We start from the raw sequence: 19,954 nt of genomic DNA, 5'->3' as shown, positions 1-19,954 counted from the left end.
TGTTTCTTTGTAATACCAAAAATTTAAATATGAAAATTAATCACTTAGCAAAAGAGAAATCTATTTTAAATAAATTTTTAGCTGAAATAAGAAATGTACATGTTCAAAAAGATTCTATGCGTTTTCGTAGGAATATTGAGAGAATAGGTGAGATTTTAGGATATGAATTAAGTAAAAATTTATCTTTTGAAAATAAAGTGATTGAAACTCCTTTAGGGATTAAAGATACAGAACTTCCTGTTAACGATGTTATTTTGTGCTCAATTCTTAGAGCTGGGTTACCTTTACATAACGGATTGTTAAATTATTTTGATGATGCAGAAAATGCATTTATATCTGCCTATCGTCATCATCCAAATAACGATGAAGAGTTTGAAATAGTTGTTGAGTATTTCGCTTCCCCTTCAATAGATGGCAAAACATTATTGCTAGTAGATCCAATGTTAGCTACAGGTCGTTCATTAGTAGCTGTTTATGATGCTATTAAAAAATATGGAACTCCTAAAGAAATTAAAATAGTATCGGTTATCGGTTCTACTGAAGGTGTTGAGTATATAACAAAATTTTTTCCTGAAAATACAGATTTGTGGATTGCTGATATAGATAATAAGCTTAGTGATAAAGGCTATATAGTTCCTGGTTTAGGAGATGCAGGAGATTTAGCTTTTGGTACGAAAATGTAACATTACATAAAGTTTGTTGCTATAGAGCAAATTAAGAATACTATTAAAATTATATCTGCAAACCATTTTTTTTGAAAAAATTCTAAACCATTTGCTAATACAATTGCGGTAGGAAAAAAGAGGAATAATAATTCACTTCCTGTTTTGTCATTGATTAAAAGTATAACTGATGAAGAAATTATTAGTTGTATAACAATTAAGATCCAATTTTTTCTAAAGGTATTAAGTATTGCTAATACTTTCGGGGTTTTTAAAAAGATGGTGAATAGTACAAAGACACCTATAAATACTATTGGAAATAAATAATTAGTATTTAAGTATAAGTATATATCATAAGAAAAATTCCAGTTAAAAAGAGTATAAAATAATGCTGTGTTTTCATACCAAAAACAATATGTAAAAAACAAAAAAACTACACTCCCAAATCCAATTATTGGAATTAATATGGTTTGGTATGTAAGGTGTTGGTGTAAATATATTGAAATGTATAATAATACAGCAAATAGTGCTGTATAAGGCTCTATTAAAAAAGAAACTCCTAGCCATAGTCCTCCATCAAACAACTTATGAAAGGTTTTCTTTTGAGATTGTAAGCTGTATACTTTGCGTAAAAAAAGCAATACTGTTAAAGATGCATAAAAATTGTTGTTGATATTTATAGTATCTGGAAAAAACCCAAGTAATATTATAAAAAATAAAAAAGCAAAAGAGTTATCAAAGGTTAATTTGTTTTTTGCAATAATAAAATTAAAAACAGCAAAAAGCACAATAAACCAAAGTAATTCTTTGAGAGTATTAAGAGATAATTCTTTAAAAAATAGCCCTAAAGAAAAGTAAATTAAAAACAGTGCAAAGAGCACTATGAAATTAACAGGTTTAGATTTACCGAAAAAATTGGCTAACATGGTTTCTTTTTATACTTTTGCAAACGTAAAGATAATCAAGTTATGTTAGGATTAAATATTTTTAGATTAATTGGAGATTTTTTTGAATTTATATTACAACCATTTAAATGGTTGCGATTAGAAGTTGCAAAAGGAGACTTAGGATGGTGGACTTCAAACGCTGTAAACTGGTTATTTGTATTAGTCTTAATAGTATTATTTGCTTACTGGATGTGGCAATCAGCTACTTTCTTAAAAAAAGGAACTGAAGATAAAGCTTAATTTACAGAAACATTGGGAAGCAAAAACAAATTAAAACGTTTCAAAGAAAATGAAACGTTTGCTAATGTACTACAACCAACAAGGGAGGAAGTAGTCGGAGAGTTTTCTTTAAAAGGAAAATGGAATACTTTTTTTAAAAACGACAATCCTATTGTTTTAGAACTGGGCTGTGGTAAAGGTGAGTATACAATCGCGTTAGCTGAAAAAAATCCAAACAAAAATTTTATTGGTATAGATATTAAAGGTGCCCGCTTTTGGCGAGGTGCAAAAACTGCTATTGAAAACAATATGCAAAATGTTGCCTTTATAAGAACACAAATAGAACTGGTGGATTATATTTTTGCAGAAAATGAAGTAGATGAAATTTGGATTACCTTTCCAGACCCACAAATAAAATATCAACGTACAAAGCATAGAATGACAAATACCGCATTCTTAAAGCGATATCATCATGTTTTGAAAGAAGAAGGTATAATGAATCTAAAAACCGATAGTGAGTTTATGCACGGTTATACGTTAGGTTTAATACATGGTGAAGGTCACGAAATTATACACGCGAATCATAATGTGTATAAGAATGAAGGAGCACCAGAAGAAGTAACTTCAACCCAGACTTTTTACGAAAAACAGTATTTAGAAGTAGGAAAACCAATTACTTATATCCGTTTTAAATTGAATTACTAACTTTATTTTGTTAACAGGAGCTAATTATTTCAAATTAGCTATGTTAATTAGAGTCTCGTTTTACAGTTTTTTTGCATTCTAAAAATATGTTAGATGTATTTATAAGTTGTAAATCGAGTTTATTTCTTTAAAAGAGAATTGGACTTTGTTATAATAGCCTACGAAGTTCTTATTAAATATTACATTATAGTAAAAATTTCTATTAACTTATCTTCATGTAGTTCTTCTTTTAAGCTTTGATGTTTTTGATAATAATATGTTTTGTTAAATACATATTATATCGATTTAGTAATACAAGTGTCTTTTTATCAAAGTGGTAGTGTTTTTTATGTTGTAGTAAAGTGTCTATAATAGTAAGAAGGTCAAAAATAGATTTTATGTTAAATTTCTTAAGTTACTTTGGTAGTTTGCATTTATAGTGAATAACATTTTTACTTTCTTTGTTAAAAATGAATGATACAGTTGATAAATAAAATATTGATTAAATGTTTTAAAGTGTTGTTTTTTAATGTTTTATTTTTTGTAAAGCTACTACTTTATAATAAAATAATTGGACTATGATTTTATTAAATTAAATCACCCTATATTTGTTTAGATTAAATAAAAATAATAAATAGTTTTAACTATTCATTATATGATAATCTTAGTTTAATGTAAATAATTATAAATACCCCCGAAAAATGAAAATTAGTTTAAAATTTAGTAAAAAAACAATCGCAGTATTGTCTTGTATGACTTTATTCTTAGCATCTTGTAGTGAAGATGAAATTCAAATTAAAGATGTAGAGTCACAAATTGAGCAATCTGGAGCCAAAATAAATTGTTTTGGTAATTCAGATTTACATATGCGAGGACCCCGCTTTGTTGGTTTTGCAACGCCGGCTAACACAATGGATATTAAATATTTTATTGATCCGAAGATGCCTCAAGAATGGGTTAAAGCGATTAGAGAGGCTAGTTCAATTTGGACAAACGCAACAGGATCGATAAATATGTCACAAACTTTATCTAGGAGAAATGCAACTGTTAATTATAATTATAAAGCAGAACCTGCTAGGTATGAAAAATCTCCTGCCGGAGCTGATTTTCCTGATGCAAATGGTAATTTTGGTGTTAAAATTGATATAAACTCAAATTATGTCCCAGACGCAGTGCAAAATTCAAGTGCTGCTCCTGTACTTACAGCAAAACTTAGAACATATGTCACTGTTCATGAGCTTGGCCATAATTTCGGATACTCACATGGTAATCACTTAAGCTTTATGCCTGCTCGTTTTACAACTGATGAAGAAAAATGGGCTGGTATGACCAGGTCGGATATTGATTTAATTAGATCTCGTTTTCCTAATAGGGATATTATAGATCCTAGATAACCTACTTAATTAAAAAAAGCTACTCTAGAGTAGCTTTTTTTAATTACTTATGATTTTGTTCAGTTCATTTCTTTTATCTTTATATATAGATTGTATCTATAAAATAACTAAAAATTACTTAACAATTTATTGTTAGAGCTTGTTTGAGAGCTTTATTTCATTTTTTTTACCAGTAAAACTTTCTGAAGTTGTAGAGTGATTTCCAATATTTAACTAATAGAGAGAAATAAATAAAATATATTAGGGCTTTCTTTATCATCTACAAACATGTTTCTAATTCCATTTTTTACAGTTGCACAGTTATCTTCTATAGTGTATAATTATACAATTTTGAGGTTTATGTATACTTTTTTGTGTTTTTGAGTAGCTATGTTCTTTTAATCCAAAAGATAGACATGGAATTTAATTTATTGATTGGAATAATTAAGGAGTATTCTCAGTTTATTTGGTTATAAAATTATATTTTTAGTCGATGGAAAAAAAATCTGATAATTTTTTCGAAAAAGTTTACGAAATAGCAAGACTAATCCCGTACGGAAGAGTAACTAGTTACGGTGCAATTGCAACATATTTAGGAGCTGCTCGGTCTGCACGAATGGTAGGTTGGGCAATGAATAATTCTAGTGCAAAAGAAGTTCCAGCACATAGAGTTGTTAATAGAATAGGTTTACTTACTGGAAAGCAACATTTTGACGGAACAAATTTAATGCAACAACTATTAGAAAGTGAAGGCATAGTTGTTGTAAATAACCAAATTCAAAATTTCGAAACAATTTTTTGGAACCCAACTAAAGAATTACAATAACTTACTCTTATTGTTTTATAAATTTTCACAATCTAAACACTTTATTTTCTGCGCCCTAAAACGTATCTTTGTATCTTACAATTAATTTAATTAAACACTCTAATGAGTTTTAAAAAACAAGATATATACAAGGCGTTAGAAACTATTACTGCACCTGGAGAAGGTAAAAGTTTAGTTGAAAACGAAAACATAAAAAATGTTGTTGCTTTCGGAGAAGAAGTAATCGTTGATATAACTATTTCAAATCCTACTTTACAAGCTAAAAAGAAAGTAGAAGTTGAAATAGCAAAAGCGATTCACCAACACGTTGATGAAAAAATTGATGTAAAAGTGAATGTGAAGGTAGAGGTTAAGGAGAAAGAAAATTCAAATGAAATAAAAGGTAAAAAAATCCCTAATATTCAAAATATTATAGCAATAGCTTCAGGAAAAGGAGGGGTAGGGAAATCTACAATTACCTCTAATATGGCAGTTTCTTTAGCTAAAATGGGTTTTAAAGTAGGTGTTTTAGATGCCGATGTTTACGGGCCATCTCAACATTTAATGTTTGACGTAGAAAAAGAAAAACCGTTAGCTGTAAAAGTAGATGGGCGTTCTAAAATGAAACCTGTTGAAAGTTATGGAGTGAAATTATTGTCTTTAGGTTTTTTTACAGATCCAAACCAAGCAGTAATTTGGCGTGGACCAATGGCTTCGAAAGCATTAAACCAGTTAATTTTTGATGCAGATTGGGGTGAATTAGATTTCTTGTTAATTGATTTGCCACCAGGAACAGGAGATATACATTTATCGATAGTACAAGCAGTTCCTATTAGTGGAGCAGTCGTTGTAAGTACACCACAAAATATTGCACTAGCAGATGCTAAAAAAGGAGTAGCAATGTTTAAACAAGAAAGTATTAATGTACCTGTATTAGGTATCGTAGAAAACATGGCGTACTTTACTCCTGAAGAATTACCAGAGAATAAATATTATATTTTTGGTAAAGGAGGGGCTAAGGATTTAGCAAAAGATATTGACACAAGTTTTTTAGGTGAAATACCATTAGTACAAAGTATTCGTGAAGCAGGAGATGTAGGACATCCAGTAGCTTTACAAGAAAATACACCTTTAGAAGAAGCTTTTAAAGATGTAACTAAAAAAATGGTTTCACAGTTATTAAAAAGAAATGCAAATTTACCTGCAACCGAAGTAGTTCGTATTACTACAATGAGTGGTTGTAGTACTAAATAACCAAAGATTATGACAACAACAGAAGTAAAGAATAAAGTAGAAGAGGCATTAGAAGAAATTCGCCCTTTTTTAATTAGTGACGGAGGCAATATTAAACTATTATCTATTGAAAAGAATACGGTAAAAGTTCAGTTAGAAGGTGCTTGTAGTGGTTGTTCAGTAAATCAAATGACATTAAAAAACGGTGTTGAAGCAACTATAAAAAAATATGTTCCGCATATAGAAGAAGTAATTAATATTGGGTAACTGATAAAAATCAGTTTTTAAACAATAGGAACTTATTATTTTTGGGCGTTAGAGTACTTTTTTAAAACGATTATAAAAAGAATTTATATAAGTCGCTCAGTTATTAATTCATAATTTTTCAAAAAAAGACCTCACAATTTTAAAAAAATTGTGAGGTCTAAAAACATAAAAAATGATACAAACTGATATATTAATTATAGGAGCAGGTCCAACAGGTTTGTTTACTGTATTTGAAGCTGGATTATTAAAGTTACGTTGCCATTTAATTGATGCTTTGCCACAACAAGGAGGGCAATGTTCAGAAATATATCCTAAAAAACCTATTTACGACATACCAGCTTATCCTGAAATATTAGCAGGAGATTTAACTGATAAATTAATGGAACAAATTAAACAATTTGAACCAGGATTTACCTTAGGTGAACGAGCTGAAACAATTGAAAAACAAGAAAACGGTAGTTTTATTGTAACTACCAATAAAGGAACAAAACACCAAGCGCCTATTGTTGCAATAGCAGGAGGTTTAGGTAGTTTTGAGCCACGTAAACCACCAATTCCTAGTATTGCAAATTATGAAGATAAGGGGGTTGAGTACATGATAAAAGAACCAGAGTTATACAGAGATAAAGACGTAGTAATTGCTGGAGGTGGAGATTCTGCTTTAGATTGGTCTATTTTCTTAACGGATATTGCAAAGTCTGTAACTTTAGTGCATCGTAGAAATGAATTTAGAGGTGCATTAGATTCTGTGGATAAAGTTCAAGAATTAAAAGACGCAGGGAAAATTAATTTAATTACACCAGCTGAGGTTAAAGGAATTGTTGGAGACACTAAAGTTGAAGGTGTTTTAATAGCACAAAAAGATAAAGAAATATTCACTTTAAAATGCGATCATCTTATTCCTCTTTTTGGTTTATCACCAAAATTAGGTCCTATAGGTAATTGGGGATTAGAGATTGAAAAAAATGCTATTAAAGTAAATAATGCTTTAGATTATCAAACGAATATTCCAGGGATTTATGCTATCGGAGATGTAAATACATATCCAGGGAAGTTAAAGTTAATTTTATGCGGATTTCACGAAGCTACATTAATGTGTCAAAGTGCATTTCAACGAATTTATCCGGATAAAAAATACGTAATGAAATACACAACTGTTGGAGGTGTAGATGGTTTTGACGGAACTAGAAAAGAAGCTCCGAAAGCTGTTGTTAAGAAGATTGAGTAATTATTTTTTTAGATATAAAATAAAACTATGATACGTTTATTGCAATTCAATTGTCTTGGAGGATTACCTATAACAGAAAGAGGCTTAAATGATTCAGAATTTTTAACTTTCGTCATAGTTTCTATTTTAATGCTTTACTCTTTATCTTTTTTTTGGAAAATAATTCCTAAGAGAAGCATAAAAAATTTACATAAGGATAATTCTATTTACCAATCAAAAGATATTCTTTTACAAGAGTATAAGGTTCAAGCAGAATATATACCTGTAGGGAAGACTACTTCAGTTTGGGTAAAAACCATTGTTTATATTTTAGTTTTACTAGTAGCTACTACTCCTTTATTTGAGTTTTTTGGAATGCAATCGATATACCTATAATGATGGATAATCAAGATATAACTATAAAAATAACAGATAGAGAAGGCGTAACGCATGAAGTTATTGCACCTACAGATATGGCTATGAACTTAATGGAAGTTGTTCGTTCGTACGAATTAGCACCAGAAGGAACTATTGGTATTTGTGGAGGAATGGCAATGTGTGCTTCTTGCCAATGTTACGTGAAATCTGACCATGAGTTACCCGAAATGACTGATGATGAAGACGCTATGCTAGCAGAGGCATTTGATGTACAAGAGAATAGTCGATTGGGCTGTCAGTTACAAATAAAACCAGAAATGGATGGTTTAGAAGTTGAATTAGCTCCTGAAAGTTAAAAAAATAAATTATGTCTGTAGCTTATGCTCCTGAAGAAATAGTAAAAGAAGCACTAAATTCAAGTGTAAAAAAAGTTAAAAAATCGTTTTTAACTAGTTTCTTATTAGGTGTTTTGGCAGGCGCGTTTATTGGTTTAGGAGCTTTGTTTTATACAATCGTAAAATCAGACCCTACTTATAGTTTTGCTACAAAACAAATTTTTGGTGGTTTTGTGTTTTCACTTGGACTTATACTGGTTGTTGTAGCAGGAGCTGAACTTTTTACTGGTAATAATCTAATTGCTATTGCTTGGGCAGAAGGAAAAGTTTCCTATAAACAAATGATTAGAAACTGGGGTATTGTTTTTATTAGTAATATGCTAGGCGCTGTTAGTTTAGCAGTTATGGTTTATTTTTCTGGACATTTAGATATGAATAATGGAGAAATAGCTAAAATGTATATAAAAATGGCTGATGCTAAATGTGCATTACCTTTCTTTACTGCTTTTTTTAAAGGGCTTTTATGTAATATTTTGGTTTGTTTAGGGGTTTGGATGGCTATGGGAGGAAAAACACTAACAGATAAAGTTTTAGTAATTGTTTTTCCAATTACACTTTTTGTTGCAGCAGGTTTTGAACATAGTATAGCAAATTTATTTATAATACCACTTGGGTTAATGCTTCAAGAATTTTCAACGGTTGAAGTTAGTACAAATGCTTTAAGTTTATCAGGAATGGTTTCTAATATAATTCCAGTTTTACTTGGTAATATTATTGGAGGTAGTGTTTTAGTAGGTCTAATGTATCATTTTATTTTTTTAAGAAATAAAAGATAATAATAGTTCTTTCTTAATTCATTTAAACCAATTCATTGACCCTGAGTTTAATTACGGCTGGTAATCTCCATCTAAATCTAAGCCATAAAAGAATTTTTTATACTCTATTTTAGCTTTTGAAGCTGTATAATGATAATCACTAGTAGGCCATCATGATGTATAACCAGAAAAGAAGCTCCGAGAACTATTGTTAAGAAGATAGACTATAACCATTAAAATAACAGGCCGAGAAGACGTAACACATGAGGTTGTTGCTTCCCGATAGAACTATGAACCTAATGGAGGTTGTTCGTTGCTACGAATTAGCGCCAGAAGGAACTATTGGTATTTATAACGGAATTGTAATGTGTACTTCTTGTCAATATTACGTGAAATCTGATCATGAGTTACCAGAAATGGATGGCTTAGAAATTGAATTAGCTCTCGAGAGCTAATTCAACTAATTCAAATGAAATGTTTTTATATTCTTCTTGTAAAATGGCTAACCAGTTCTTAAGACGATCAGTAGTTAACTCAGGTTCATTGTCTTCATCAATGGCTAAACCATAAAATAGCTTTTGATCTATTATTTCAGCTTTAGATTCTGTATAATCATAACCACTAGTAGGCCATTTTCCTACAATTTTTCCACCATTTTCTAATACTACTTCAGCAAGCATACCTACACCATCTATAAAATATTCACCATAACCATATTGATCGCCTAAACCAAAAATAGCCACTGTTTTGTTTGTGAAATCTATAGTTTTAAATTCATCAAAATAACTTTCCCAATCACTTTGTAAATCACCATCATACCAAGTTGATAACCCTAAAATTAAAAAATCAAACCTTTGAAAATCTGAAGAATCTACATTTGTAACTTCAATAACTTCAACTTCACTTGTATTCCACTCATCAACAATAGTATGAGTAACCTCTTCTGTCATGCCGGTATCTGAACCGTAAATCAAACCTATTTTATTGTTCATATTTATTGTTTTAATATAATTAAAGTGTATTTTCTATTTACATAATCCCCTATTTTACTTTCTATACTTTCAGATTTATGTATTGTATTAACTATTTTAAGTGTATTTTTTTTCAATAATGAGTTTATATCATCATTAGTATACAAGTTAAATTTTGTGTTTACAAAAGGAAGCGTTTGCATAAATTCTTTTTCAGCAAAAGTAATAATACAGATTCCTTCTTTTTTTAATACTCTTGATATTTCAGCTAAGAATGCTGTTGGTTTTTTCCAAAAATATAGTGTATTTACAGTGAAAATTTTATCTATAGAATTGTTTTCAAAAGGGAGTTTTTCTCCATCGTATAATTCAAAAGATATGTTCTTTGAATCTTGTTGTTTGTTGAGCTGTAATAGTGCCTCTTGCTGCATCGTTTTAGAAACTTCTAAGCCAATGTAGTAAATGTTACTTGCTTTGTTTAATACATACTCTAAGTGCCCACAATTTCCATGACCAATTTCTAAAATAACATCATTATTAGAAATATTTAAAGCATCAATAGAAGCCTTAGTCATAGTAATATTAGTTAAATTCATAGAAGTTGCTATTTCTATTCCTTTAGTACCAGTAGGGCAACTTAATTGATCTTCAATTTCCTTTAAATGTGCTGTTGTAAGTTCTTTTTTCATGAGATTAAAGGAGTATTAAGCAGTTTCTTTTCTCCAAATATTAATGTTTTTAATCAAGAAGACATTTGCTATTACAAGTAATAATAATATTAATATTTCAGAAATATTTGATGCTTCATATATTACAGCAGTAATAATATGATACACATTAAATAATCCTAAAATTATTGCCCAAACAAATGATGTTAGTATGAACCATTTTTTAGAAACCTCAAGGGTTAATAAACCAAAAGTTAGCGCTAGACCTTCCATTAAAATACGCCATTGATGTGCCCAGAAAGGTGTTTCTCCTGTTGAGCCTTCTATAAGAACAGATTCGTTAAAAAATACTGTTGCTAGGCCATATATGTGATGAAAAATAAATCCGATGGCGATAAATATCCATAAAAGTGAAATTTTTGTTCTCATTGGTATCGTGTTTTTTATTAGTGAAATGTTATTGTTTAAATTTTCTTTTAAAGCAGTTAAGTTTTTGTAATCTATTGGTGCTTTACTAAAAGCACTTTGGTTTTTAATGGTAGGTTTTGTTTTAATGTAAAATAGTAATGAAAATGATGCAATACCAATCCATAGTAAATCAATAAAAAGAATTTCATATTGTTGATTAAAGTAGGTAGTCCAAATCCAATTACCAGAAACTACACCATTACTAACAGGAATAAGAAAACCGAAAATAGCACCAAGTAGCAATGATGCTTTATTGGTATAATAATTATCTCTTTTAAACCTGAAGTATAAAATAAATAGTAACCATGTAATAAAGTAAAAATAATAGATGGAGGTTTGTTTATCTATAAAGTAACCGTTGGCAAATTTTACAAATAAAAATGCGAGAGCGGTTACTGGTAGCATAGATAAACAAATAGAAAGGTAAATATGTCCAACTTTAGCAGTATATAAACGTTGACGCAAAGTCATGCTTTTTTTATTACGTGATTCAATCCATATGAGAACACCTGTAATTATTACAAAACATGTAATTAGTGATAAAATTAGGTATATAATTTTCATAAAAGTACCACCATAATCTCCAAAATGTAAACGGGTTAAAAGCCGTTGTGTATCTTCATTATAATTTAAAGTATATGGATCTTTTATAACCGCTACTTTATTAGAATAAACGTCATAAGCTATTCGTCCTAAACCAACAAAACGTTTATGATCTTCTAACTCTCCAGTAATTACGTATTTCATGTTAACACCTCCGTAATTTTTTATATTTGCTTTGGTGACATGAAAGTTGTCCCACTCGTTTTGGGTTTTTTTTACAAAAGAATTAAAACTAGGGATTTTTTCATTTGATGTAGCCACCCATTCATAACTCTTGCGGGCAGGACGTAAATTTTCTAATAATTTAGTTTGATTACCGTTGTATAAAAAATTTGCGGGAAGCAATACTAATACACTAAGAGCAAAATAAGCCCCAGTGACTGCAAAAATAAATTGAAAAGGTAGCCCTATAATACCAAGTGCAGTATGAGCATTTGTCCATACTTTTTGTAAAATTGTTTTCGGATTAAAAGTATAAAATTTTGGAATAATTTTTTTCCAATGAACAATAACACCTGTAACTATTGCAAATAGGAAAAAGAAAGAGACGAGCCCTGCTAAATAAACACCTATGACAGGGAATTGTTGAAAAAAGTGCAGGCGAAATAAAAACTCTCCTAAACTATATTGTTCTATATAAGATTTTGTTTTTGTAGACTTTATATCGGCATAGAAGTAATTTGCAGTTTTTCCCTTTTCTGTGGCTAAGGTATCTTTACTAGCGGTCATATTTATAAATATATGATCGCTTTTTTCCTCAAAAGTTATTCGTAAATCTCTACCAGTTAATTCATGTTTTTCATCTAAAGAAGATAAAATGTTGTCGTAATTTATATCTTTTCTTTCGGTATGACTAATTGATTTACCTTCTTCCCAAAATTGAATTTCTTGCTTAAATAATGCGAAAGCACCGGCGAAGAAGATTATATATAAGGCTACGCTAATAACAATTCCACTAACAGTATGTGTATTAAAAAATACATTGTAATTTCTCTTACTCATTATATAAATGGATTGTTTTGGTTTCCGAAATAATATGCTGTGTACAATAGCAAAGAAATAAGTAAATATAGTGCCCAAACTTTCCATCCATTTTTAAACAGATATGGTATGATTAAGAGTACACACCAAAGTATAAAAAGAGTAAAAATAGATGAGATTATAACTTCCTTATGCATAGGAATCCATAGCGCCAATACCATGTGAAATAAAGCACTTATGATGTAGCCACCAAGAATTCCAGCAGAAATTTTAGCAAATTGTTGCCAAGGAGATTTTGTTAGATATTTAGTATTTGCAGGCATATTTATGGTATTAACAATTCTAATAGAATACTTATTGTAAAAAAGAGTATTACAATTTTATAATTAATTACTTTTAAAGGGTTAAAAAGAATAATTAAGCTTAGTGTTATTGATAAAAAGAATAGATTTATAAGTATACCTGTAGTTATACCGTGTAATAGCGTACTTGAAAAAAAAGAGAGTGCAATTATTAAAATCCCAACGATTTTAATTTTTTTGATGTTTTTTTGCATCAATTTTTCTACGATACCGTTATTTAATATCGCCTCTCTAGAGGTGTTTAATAACAGGAGAACGCTTATAAAATTTAGGAGTATTATAATTGTATTCATCTTTATTTATTAATCTAGTTTTTTTAAAATAGCATAACTCAAGGCTTTACAACATTGAGTTATGCGGGTATTCAACAAACTAACAATTCAAATTACAATAGGAACAAAATTTATAAGATTAGAACTTATAAGTAAGCGTTCCTAAGAATGCTCTCGGAGCTTGTATGTTTACAGTACTCCATCCTTTATAATATTCTTTATCTGTTAAATTGTTTCCTTTTACACTAATTCTAAATTTATCAACTTCATAATAAACTGAAGCATTAAAAATTGAGTATGCTGGTAAGATAAAGTCACCAGCTGATGGGTAACCAACCATAGTGTTATAATCACTAGCACCGTTAACACCAAAACCTAAACCGAAGTTTTTAGCAATTCCATCTTGAAATTTATAATCTGCCCAAAAGTTATAAGATGTTTCTGGTCCTGCTTCAGCCAAACGAACACCTATTAAATCAGGTCTAGATACAGTTTTTGTTACTTTTGAATCATTGTAACTAAAACCACCTCTTAAGTTTAATCCATTAATTGGATTTGCATTAATTTCCAACTCAAAACCTTTACTTTTTACAGTTCCGTCTTGTATTTTACTAGCACCAAACCCCATTACTTTATCTTTTACAGTAATATCGTAGTAACTTAAAGAAGCTTCAAGTTTATTATTAAATAAATTTGTTTTTACACCAAATTCTATTTGGTTTGCTTGTTCCAAATCGTATGATTGTATCTTCGTTTGCCCTGTTGGGTTTGCAATGTCAACTGGTACTCTCTCTGGATTTACATAAGAAAATCCGTTTTGATAATTTGCAAAAACTGACAATTGATTTAATATTGGTTGATAAACAACCCCAAATTTAGGCGATAATGTTGATTTTGTATATGCTTTATCATCATCAGAAACGTCGTTTGCATCACCTTTATATTGAAATCTATCATAACGAACACCAGCCATAACAGATAATTCAGGTAAAATATTTATTACATCAGAAACATATCCGCTAAAAATATTTTGATTAAGATCAGAATTTGTTCTTGGTGAATTTGCTAAAACTGTTTCTAAATTTGCACGATTGGTAGGTAAATTTGCAAAACCAAAATTTGCAGGTACAGGTATAAGTTGACCTTGTGGATTTGTAACGTTAATTCTGCTAAAGCCAGAACCATTGTCTTGGATTTGTAATTTTAAATAATCTACACCAACAACAATTCTGTTTCTCATAGTACCTAATTTAAAATCTCCTGTGAAGTTCTGTTGTATATCTAAAGTATTGGTTTCTGCATCTGTTTTTTGAGCAAATAAACCAAATAAATTATCTTGAAGATTGTATAAATAAGTATAATGACCTTTTGATTTTGTATTACCTCCAGCAATTATTGTTTGAGATGACCAATTATCAGAAATTTTATAAGCAATTTCACCTCTATAATTTTGAGTAGGATTTTTAATTGAAATATCGTTATTTGTTAACGATTTACTTGTGTCATAATTTAATTCATCTAAATTATTAAAAGTTAATGGAGCTCTATTTAAAAACAAGAAAGGTTGATTTGTTTGATCAGTAGATGATAACTCGTAATTAAAGTTTAATGTTAACCTGTTGTTTATTTTATAAGAAATAGATGGAGCTAAGAATAAAGATTTTCTAAAACCAGCATCTTGAAAGCTATCTTGTGTTTGATATCCTGCATTAAAACGTAAAGATATATCTTCATTATCTTCAAGATTGGTGTTAACATCTACAGTTAATTTTTTAAAACCAAAAGAACCACCAGCAACAGTAATGTTTCCACCAGTACCTTTGTAAGGTTTTTTAGTAACAATATTAATTAAACCACCATAAGAAGTTACTGTACTACCAAATAAAGTTGCTGAAGGGCCTTTAATAACTTCAATTCTTTCTACATTATCAGGATTAACAAAACCGTTTGTAATTCCAGGAACTCCATTTACTAATTGAGGTTGAATAGAGAATCCACGAATTGAATAATAACCAGCACCATCACCACTTCTTCCTGTTGATGACCATAACTGTTCGACACCTGTTGTATTTTTTAAAGCCTCTTCAAAACTAACTACAGATTGTGATATTAATAATTGATTTGTAACTGTACTATATACCTGAGCATTTTCAATATTCTTTAAAGGTAATTTTGCTACATAAGCAGATTTTTTTCTCGAAAATTTGTTCTTTCTGTTCGTATCAACTATTATTTCATTTAATAACTCATTTCCCTCATAAAGTGTAATGGAAAGGTTTTTTTCATTAGGATTTATATTGATGTTTTTTGTCTTAAATCCAATGTAAGAAATAATTAATGTTTGTTGGTTTTTAGTGCCATTCTGAATAGTGAATTGACCATTAATATCTGTTTGTGTACCGTTATCTGTGCCTTTAATAAGTACATTAACACCAATTAATGGATTGTTGTTGTTGTCAGTTACAACACCATTAATGGATTTTTTTTGAGCTATTGAATTTGCCGCTATCAAGGACAATAAAATAGCTATTATTACTTTTTTCATTTATTTTATTTAGATTTAATAATATTTAAAAGGCAAAAGTATTTAGTTGTTGTTGATTTTCAAAATTTATTTAGATTAATTTTAAATAAAATTTATAATATTTGAATTATAGGATAGTTAGCCTTTTGTGGATTATGTTTTTATATGAGCTTATCTGTGTATAATGTTTAATTAATGGTGATTTATTTTGATTTTAATTCATTTGTGTGCTTTTTTTGTTGATTTTTTTTAATTATTTTAAAAAAAATGGAAACGCAACTGACTAAGGATAATATTATTATATTTTTGTAATTATATTTATTGAATCTAAATAAGTAAAATTAAAAAATGAAATATATAATAATTTTCTTGATGTATTTTTTGCAAATAGCAACGTTAAATGCTCAAAATGATAGAATATCAGGTTGTGTTTATAATGAATTTAATGAACAGTTAGAAAATGCACATGTAACTATTCTATATCAAAATATAACTATTGCTGCTGGAAATAAAGGTTGTTTTGAATTATCATTTCCTAATTTAAATAGTTTTACGTTAAAAATACAATATATAGGGTATAAGCCTTTTTATAAAAAATTTACAAAAGCTTCTAAAAAGATAAACCTCTCTTTTTATTTAAAAGAGAACGATAGTACTTTAGATGAAATTATAATTCAAGGAAAATCTAAAGCCGAAAAAATAAGAGATCAAGCATATGCGGTAAATGTTATAGAAACGGAAGTGTTTAAAAATACGGCAACAAATATAAGTCAGGTTTTAAATAAAGTACCTGGTATTATTATTAGAGAAGAAGGAGGTTTGGGATCTGATTTTAATCTTTCTTTAAACGGGCTTTCTGGAAAGCAGATAAAAACATTTATTGATGGTATTCCTATGAGTTATTTTGGACGATCATTAACCTTAAATAATTTTCCGTCTAATATTATAGAATCTATAGAGGTTTATAAAGGAGTAGTGCCTATTTATTTGTCTTCAGATGCCTTAGGAGGAGCAATTAATATTCAAACAAAAAAGCAAACAAATAATTATTTAGATGCTTCATATTCAATAGGGTCATTTAATACACATAAAGCTTCGTTAAATACTCAATACTATGATAAGAATAGTGGGTTTACAGCGCGATTAAAATCATTTTATAATTATTCCGATAACGATTATGTAATAGATATAATTATACCAGGTGAAGGGGGTAAAATAACCGATGAAACCACTAAAGTAAAAAGATTTCATAATGCATATACCTCAAAAATGGGACAACTAGAGGTTGGTATTACAAATAAAAAGTATGCTGATGAATTACTGGTAGGTATTTTGTTTTCTGATAATTATAAAGAAATACAGCATACAAGACTACCTGGGAAAATAATAAACCCCTTTGGAGAAGTATTTGAAAAAAATAAAAGTAGAATTAGTACTTTAAAATATGCTAAGAAAGGGGTTTTTAAAAACCTTGATGTTCGTTCTTTTTTAGCTCTTGTAGATAACGAACGCAGATATGAAGATAAAAGTAATCATAGGTATTTTTGGAATGGAGAAATTAAATATGATGATCATATGGCTACGGGGGAGCAAAATAGAAAAACAGAATTAACACTAAATCAAGAAAATATATTAGTAAATTTTAATGTACAATACCAACTTCCAAAAGACCAAATTGTAGCTGTAAATTTTTCTACAGACTATTTTAAAATGGAAGGTAATGATCCTTTGCATCCTAGAAATAATACGCAATTTGGAACGCCAAGTAGGGTTGACAAAAAAGTAACGGGATTATCATATTCATTTAATCTTTTTGATGAAAAATTAAAAGGAATTTTATTCGGAAAAAGATATAATTACAATATCAATTCTCTAGTAACTGATTTTTCAGGAAGCTTAAAAGAATATAAAAATATAGCTTCTAATTTTACAGGTTACGGAGGTGCGCTAACGTATTTGTTTACAAAAAACACACAAATAAAAACTTCTTTTGAAAACGCGATTCGCTTTCCAGAAAACTTGGAAATTTTAGGAAACGGAATGGCTATTTTAACCAATATTAATTTAAAACCAGAAACGAGTACTAATATTAACCTTGGTTTTAGAACAAATCAATATTTAGGCGATAAACATAAAATTCATTTTGAAACCAATACCTTTTTAAGAAGCTCTAAAAACTTTATTTATTTACGTCCAGAATTAATTTTTCAAGTAAATGATAATTTAGAAAAAGTGTTAACAAAAGGTATAGAGGGAGAGCTTCAGTATACTTTTAATGATGCGTATAGTATTGGTGTAAGCGCAACATACTTAGATATTAGGGATAAAAATAAATTTGCAGGAAATTCAACACGACTTAATCCGTTCTTGGACGCCCGAATACCTAACACCCCTTATTTATTCGGTAATTTAAAGCTAAACTACAATACTACAAATGTATTTAGGAAAGATGATAGGCTTTCTGTAACATCATTTCAAAATTACATCCACGGCTATTCTTTGTTTTTTGCGGAAATAGGAAATGAAGATCAAAAATTAATAAAAAATCAATTAGCACAAAATATTGAAGCTGTTTATTCTTTTAAAAATGGAACCTATAATCTTTCCATAGCAGCAAATAACATTTTTAATGCAAATATTACAGATAATTATAACCTTCAAAAACCAGGAAGAAATTTCAGTTTAAAATTAAGGTACTACTTATCAAAATAAATAAATTAATAAAACCAGTAAATAAATAAAAGGGAATTATGAGACAATCAATTTTAGCAATAGGGTTACTATTTACGATGAGCTTTTTTAGCTCTTGTAGTGATGATACTCCAGTAAATACAACAGTAAAAAAAACAAAATTAGCAGTTGCTGTTCAAGTAGGTGAAAAAACGGAAACTACCAATGTAGTTTTAGGAGTAGAAAACTTTATGGAGTCAGTAATATCACCAATTAATAATGGTATTCAGCAAGATGGCAAGAGAAACTATTACTTTGTAAATAATACTATTATTAGTTCAGGGTATAAAACCACCAATTGTGTAGGGTACGATTTTCAAGATGGAAAACTTACAAAGAAGGGTGAATTCGCCTTTCCAGCTTCTTTCGATTTATTAGGAAAAGGAGATGATAAAACAATGATTGCTGTTGAAAGTCCTAGGGCTGGTTTTGAAAATAGAACTATTTTTTTAGTAGATACAGACGATTTAGTAATTACTAAAACAGTAGCAACAAAAATAGATGAAAGACAAGATGAAAATTTAATGTCTTGGCCTACTGGTATTGCGGTAAAAGGAGGTAAATTATTTTTGTCTTACTATTTAACGAGTGCTGAGGGAGATAAGTGGAAAACGCCAAATTCTAATGAAGCAAGAATAGCTGTATATAGTTACCCTGAATTAGTTTTTGAGAAGCTAATAAAAGATACCCGTGGATCTGATATTGGTTTTTATGGAAATTATAACGGATTAGTAAAAGATGAAAATAATAATATTTATACAGCATCTACCTCTTCTTCTGCTTGTGGTTTTGATCCTGCACCAGTAAATAAATCATCAATTCTAAGAATTAAAAGTGGTGATACAGATTTTGATACAGACTATTATTTCGATTTTGAAACTGCTTCAGGAGGAAACAAAATTAACTTTTTGCATTATGTAGGAAAGAACAAGGCAGTTGTAAGAATGATCACCGATGATTCGAAAAAATGGGATGCATTTGCTCCAATGGGTGAAACACCTATCTGTAAAATTGCTATTGTAGATTTAGAGACTAAAACCGTAACAGAAGTTGTTGGTATTCCATTACACGGTGGTCAGTGGGCTACACCTGCTTTAAATCATAACGGAAAAGTGTATATGAATATAAGTGATAAAAATGGCGCTTATATTTATGAAATTGATGTGAATACAGCAACAGCTAAAAAAAGTATACAAGTTAATGCAGCTGTAGTAAAGGGGATTTTTGCGATCAACTAATTAGCTTATTTTATTTTTTTTGAAGAGACATCTTAAGGTATAATACTTTAAGATGTCTTTTCGTGTTTAAATTGTTTTTAAAATTTGGTATATTTGTAAGGAGACAATAAAAAAACAGATAAATATGCATTGGCAAGATCTTTTAGCTCATTTAAAATATATGATAAAACGTAAACCAGAATAGCTGTTTTGTGTAATAATCGAAGAGTTTA

The 19,954-nt window shown here is 29.3% G+C and carries 20 protein-coding genes; 14 read left to right on the top strand and 6 right to left on the bottom strand.

Going from position 1 to position 19,954, the window contains the following annotated elements; all coding sequences use genetic code 11:
• Nucleotides 1-29: 29 nt before the first annotated feature.
• On the top strand, nt 30-683 hold the full coding sequence (gene upp / locus CXF68_RS03325; RefSeq protein ID WP_101042951.1) for a uracil phosphoribosyltransferase: 654 nt from the start codon (nt 30-32) through the stop codon (nt 681-683).
• A 2-nt stretch (nt 684-685) separates the two neighbouring features.
• On the opposite strand, the gene CXF68_RS03320 is transcribed toward upp, so the two are convergent.
• Complete coding sequence (locus CXF68_RS03320) at nt 686-1,588, bottom strand: DUF6427 family protein (protein WP_101042950.1); 903 nt, start codon at nt 1,586-1,588, stop codon at nt 686-688.
• A 42-nt stretch (nt 1,589-1,630) separates the two neighbouring features.
• Here CXF68_RS03320 and CXF68_RS03315 point away from each other — a divergent pair, with 42 nt between their 5' ends.
• The 11 genes from CXF68_RS03315 (at nt 1,631) to CXF68_RS03265 (ending at nt 9,380) form a co-directional block, all read left to right on the top strand.
• Nucleotides 1,631-1,849: a hypothetical protein gene (locus CXF68_RS03315; RefSeq protein WP_101042949.1), complete on the top strand. Its 219-nt coding sequence runs from the start codon at nt 1,631-1,633 to the stop codon at nt 1,847-1,849.
• Between the two features lie 12 nt (nt 1,850-1,861).
• Complete coding sequence (gene trmB / locus CXF68_RS03310) at nt 1,862-2,533, top strand: tRNA (guanosine(46)-N7)-methyltransferase TrmB (RefSeq protein ID WP_101042948.1); 672 nt, start codon at nt 1,862-1,864, stop codon at nt 2,531-2,533.
• Nucleotides 2,534-3,213: 680 nt separating this feature from the next.
• Nucleotides 3,214-3,906, top strand: a complete 693-nt coding sequence (locus CXF68_RS03305) for a hypothetical protein (RefSeq protein WP_101042947.1) — start codon at nt 3,214-3,216, stop codon at nt 3,904-3,906.
• Between the two features lie 472 nt (nt 3,907-4,378).
• On the top strand, nt 4,379-4,711 hold the full coding sequence (locus tag CXF68_RS03300) for an MGMT family protein (protein ID WP_101042946.1): 333 nt from the start codon (nt 4,379-4,381) through the stop codon (nt 4,709-4,711).
• A gap of 102 nt (nt 4,712-4,813) precedes the next feature.
• The gene (locus tag CXF68_RS03295) at nt 4,814-5,944 is read left to right on the top strand and encodes an Mrp/NBP35 family ATP-binding protein (protein WP_101042945.1); all 1,131 of its coding nucleotides are present in this window, start codon (nt 4,814-4,816) and stop codon (nt 5,942-5,944) included.
• A gap of 9 nt (nt 5,945-5,953) precedes the next feature.
• Nucleotides 5,954-6,190 (top strand): NifU family protein, encoded by a 237-nt coding sequence (locus tag CXF68_RS03290; RefSeq protein WP_101042944.1) that lies wholly within the window; start codon nt 5,954-5,956, stop codon nt 6,188-6,190.
• A gap of 172 nt (nt 6,191-6,362) precedes the next feature.
• Nucleotides 6,363-7,418: an NAD(P)/FAD-dependent oxidoreductase gene (locus tag CXF68_RS03285; protein WP_101042943.1), complete on the top strand. Its 1,056-nt coding sequence runs from the start codon at nt 6,363-6,365 to the stop codon at nt 7,416-7,418.
• Between the two features lie 27 nt (nt 7,419-7,445).
• Entirely contained in the window at nt 7,446-7,793 is a 348-nt protein-coding gene (locus CXF68_RS03280; RefSeq protein WP_101042942.1) for a hypothetical protein, read from the top strand.
• Nucleotides 7,794-7,795: 2 nt separating this feature from the next.
• Nucleotides 7,796-8,131: a 2Fe-2S iron-sulfur cluster-binding protein gene (locus CXF68_RS03275; protein ID WP_101042941.1), complete on the top strand. Its 336-nt coding sequence runs from the start codon at nt 7,796-7,798 to the stop codon at nt 8,129-8,131.
• A gap of 11 nt (nt 8,132-8,142) precedes the next feature.
• The gene (locus tag CXF68_RS03270; protein ID WP_101042940.1) at nt 8,143-8,946 is read left to right on the top strand and encodes a formate/nitrite transporter family protein; all 804 of its coding nucleotides are present in this window, start codon (nt 8,143-8,145) and stop codon (nt 8,944-8,946) included.
• Nucleotides 8,947-9,215: 269 nt separating this feature from the next.
• The gene (locus tag CXF68_RS03265) at nt 9,216-9,380 is read left to right on the top strand and encodes a hypothetical protein (protein ID WP_369800454.1); all 165 of its coding nucleotides are present in this window, start codon (nt 9,216-9,218) and stop codon (nt 9,378-9,380) included.
• On the opposite strand, the gene CXF68_RS03260 is transcribed toward CXF68_RS03265, so the two are convergent.
• The 5 genes from CXF68_RS03260 to CXF68_RS03240 all read right to left on the bottom strand — a co-directional run bounded on the left by CXF68_RS03260 (nt 9,363) and on the right by CXF68_RS03240 (nt 15,795).
• The gene (locus tag CXF68_RS03260) at nt 9,363-9,917 is read right to left on the bottom strand and encodes a flavodoxin (RefSeq protein ID WP_101042939.1); all 555 of its coding nucleotides are present in this window, start codon (nt 9,915-9,917) and stop codon (nt 9,363-9,365) included. The genes CXF68_RS03265 and CXF68_RS03260 overlap by 18 nt on opposite strands.
• Before the next feature lie 2 nt (nt 9,918-9,919).
• On the bottom strand, nt 9,920-10,585 hold the full coding sequence (locus CXF68_RS03255; protein WP_101042938.1) for a class I SAM-dependent methyltransferase: 666 nt from the start codon (nt 10,583-10,585) through the stop codon (nt 9,920-9,922).
• Between the two features lie 15 nt (nt 10,586-10,600).
• Nucleotides 10,601-12,637: a PepSY domain-containing protein gene (locus CXF68_RS03250; RefSeq protein ID WP_101042937.1), complete on the bottom strand. Its 2,037-nt coding sequence runs from the start codon at nt 12,635-12,637 to the stop codon at nt 10,601-10,603.
• Entirely contained in the window at nt 12,637-12,939 is a 303-nt protein-coding gene (locus CXF68_RS03245) for a hypothetical protein (protein WP_101042936.1), read from the bottom strand. Before CXF68_RS03245 ends, CXF68_RS03250 begins: the two co-directional genes overlap by 1 nt.
• Nucleotides 12,940-13,389: 450 nt before the next feature.
• Nucleotides 13,390-15,795 (bottom strand): TonB-dependent receptor, encoded by a 2,406-nt coding sequence (locus CXF68_RS03240; protein WP_101042935.1) that lies wholly within the window; start codon nt 15,793-15,795, stop codon nt 13,390-13,392.
• A 327-nt stretch (nt 15,796-16,122) separates the two neighbouring features.
• Between CXF68_RS03240 and CXF68_RS03235 the strand changes: the two genes are divergently transcribed.
• Nucleotides 16,123-18,486 (top strand): TonB-dependent receptor plug domain-containing protein, encoded by a 2,364-nt coding sequence (locus CXF68_RS03235; RefSeq protein WP_101042934.1) that lies wholly within the window; start codon nt 16,123-16,125, stop codon nt 18,484-18,486.
• A 38-nt stretch (nt 18,487-18,524) separates the two neighbouring features.
• Nucleotides 18,525-19,742 (top strand): DUF4374 domain-containing protein, encoded by a 1,218-nt coding sequence (locus CXF68_RS03230; RefSeq protein WP_101042933.1) that lies wholly within the window; start codon nt 18,525-18,527, stop codon nt 19,740-19,742.
• Nucleotides 19,743-19,954 lie beyond the last annotated feature (212 nt).

It is taken from the genome of Tenacibaculum sp. Bg11-29, from assembly GCF_002836595.1.
GTDB lineage: Bacteria > Bacteroidota > Bacteroidia > Flavobacteriales > Flavobacteriaceae > Polaribacter.
Note: the sequence above shows the minus strand (reverse complement) of the source record. Positions and strands in the feature narration are given on the sequence as shown.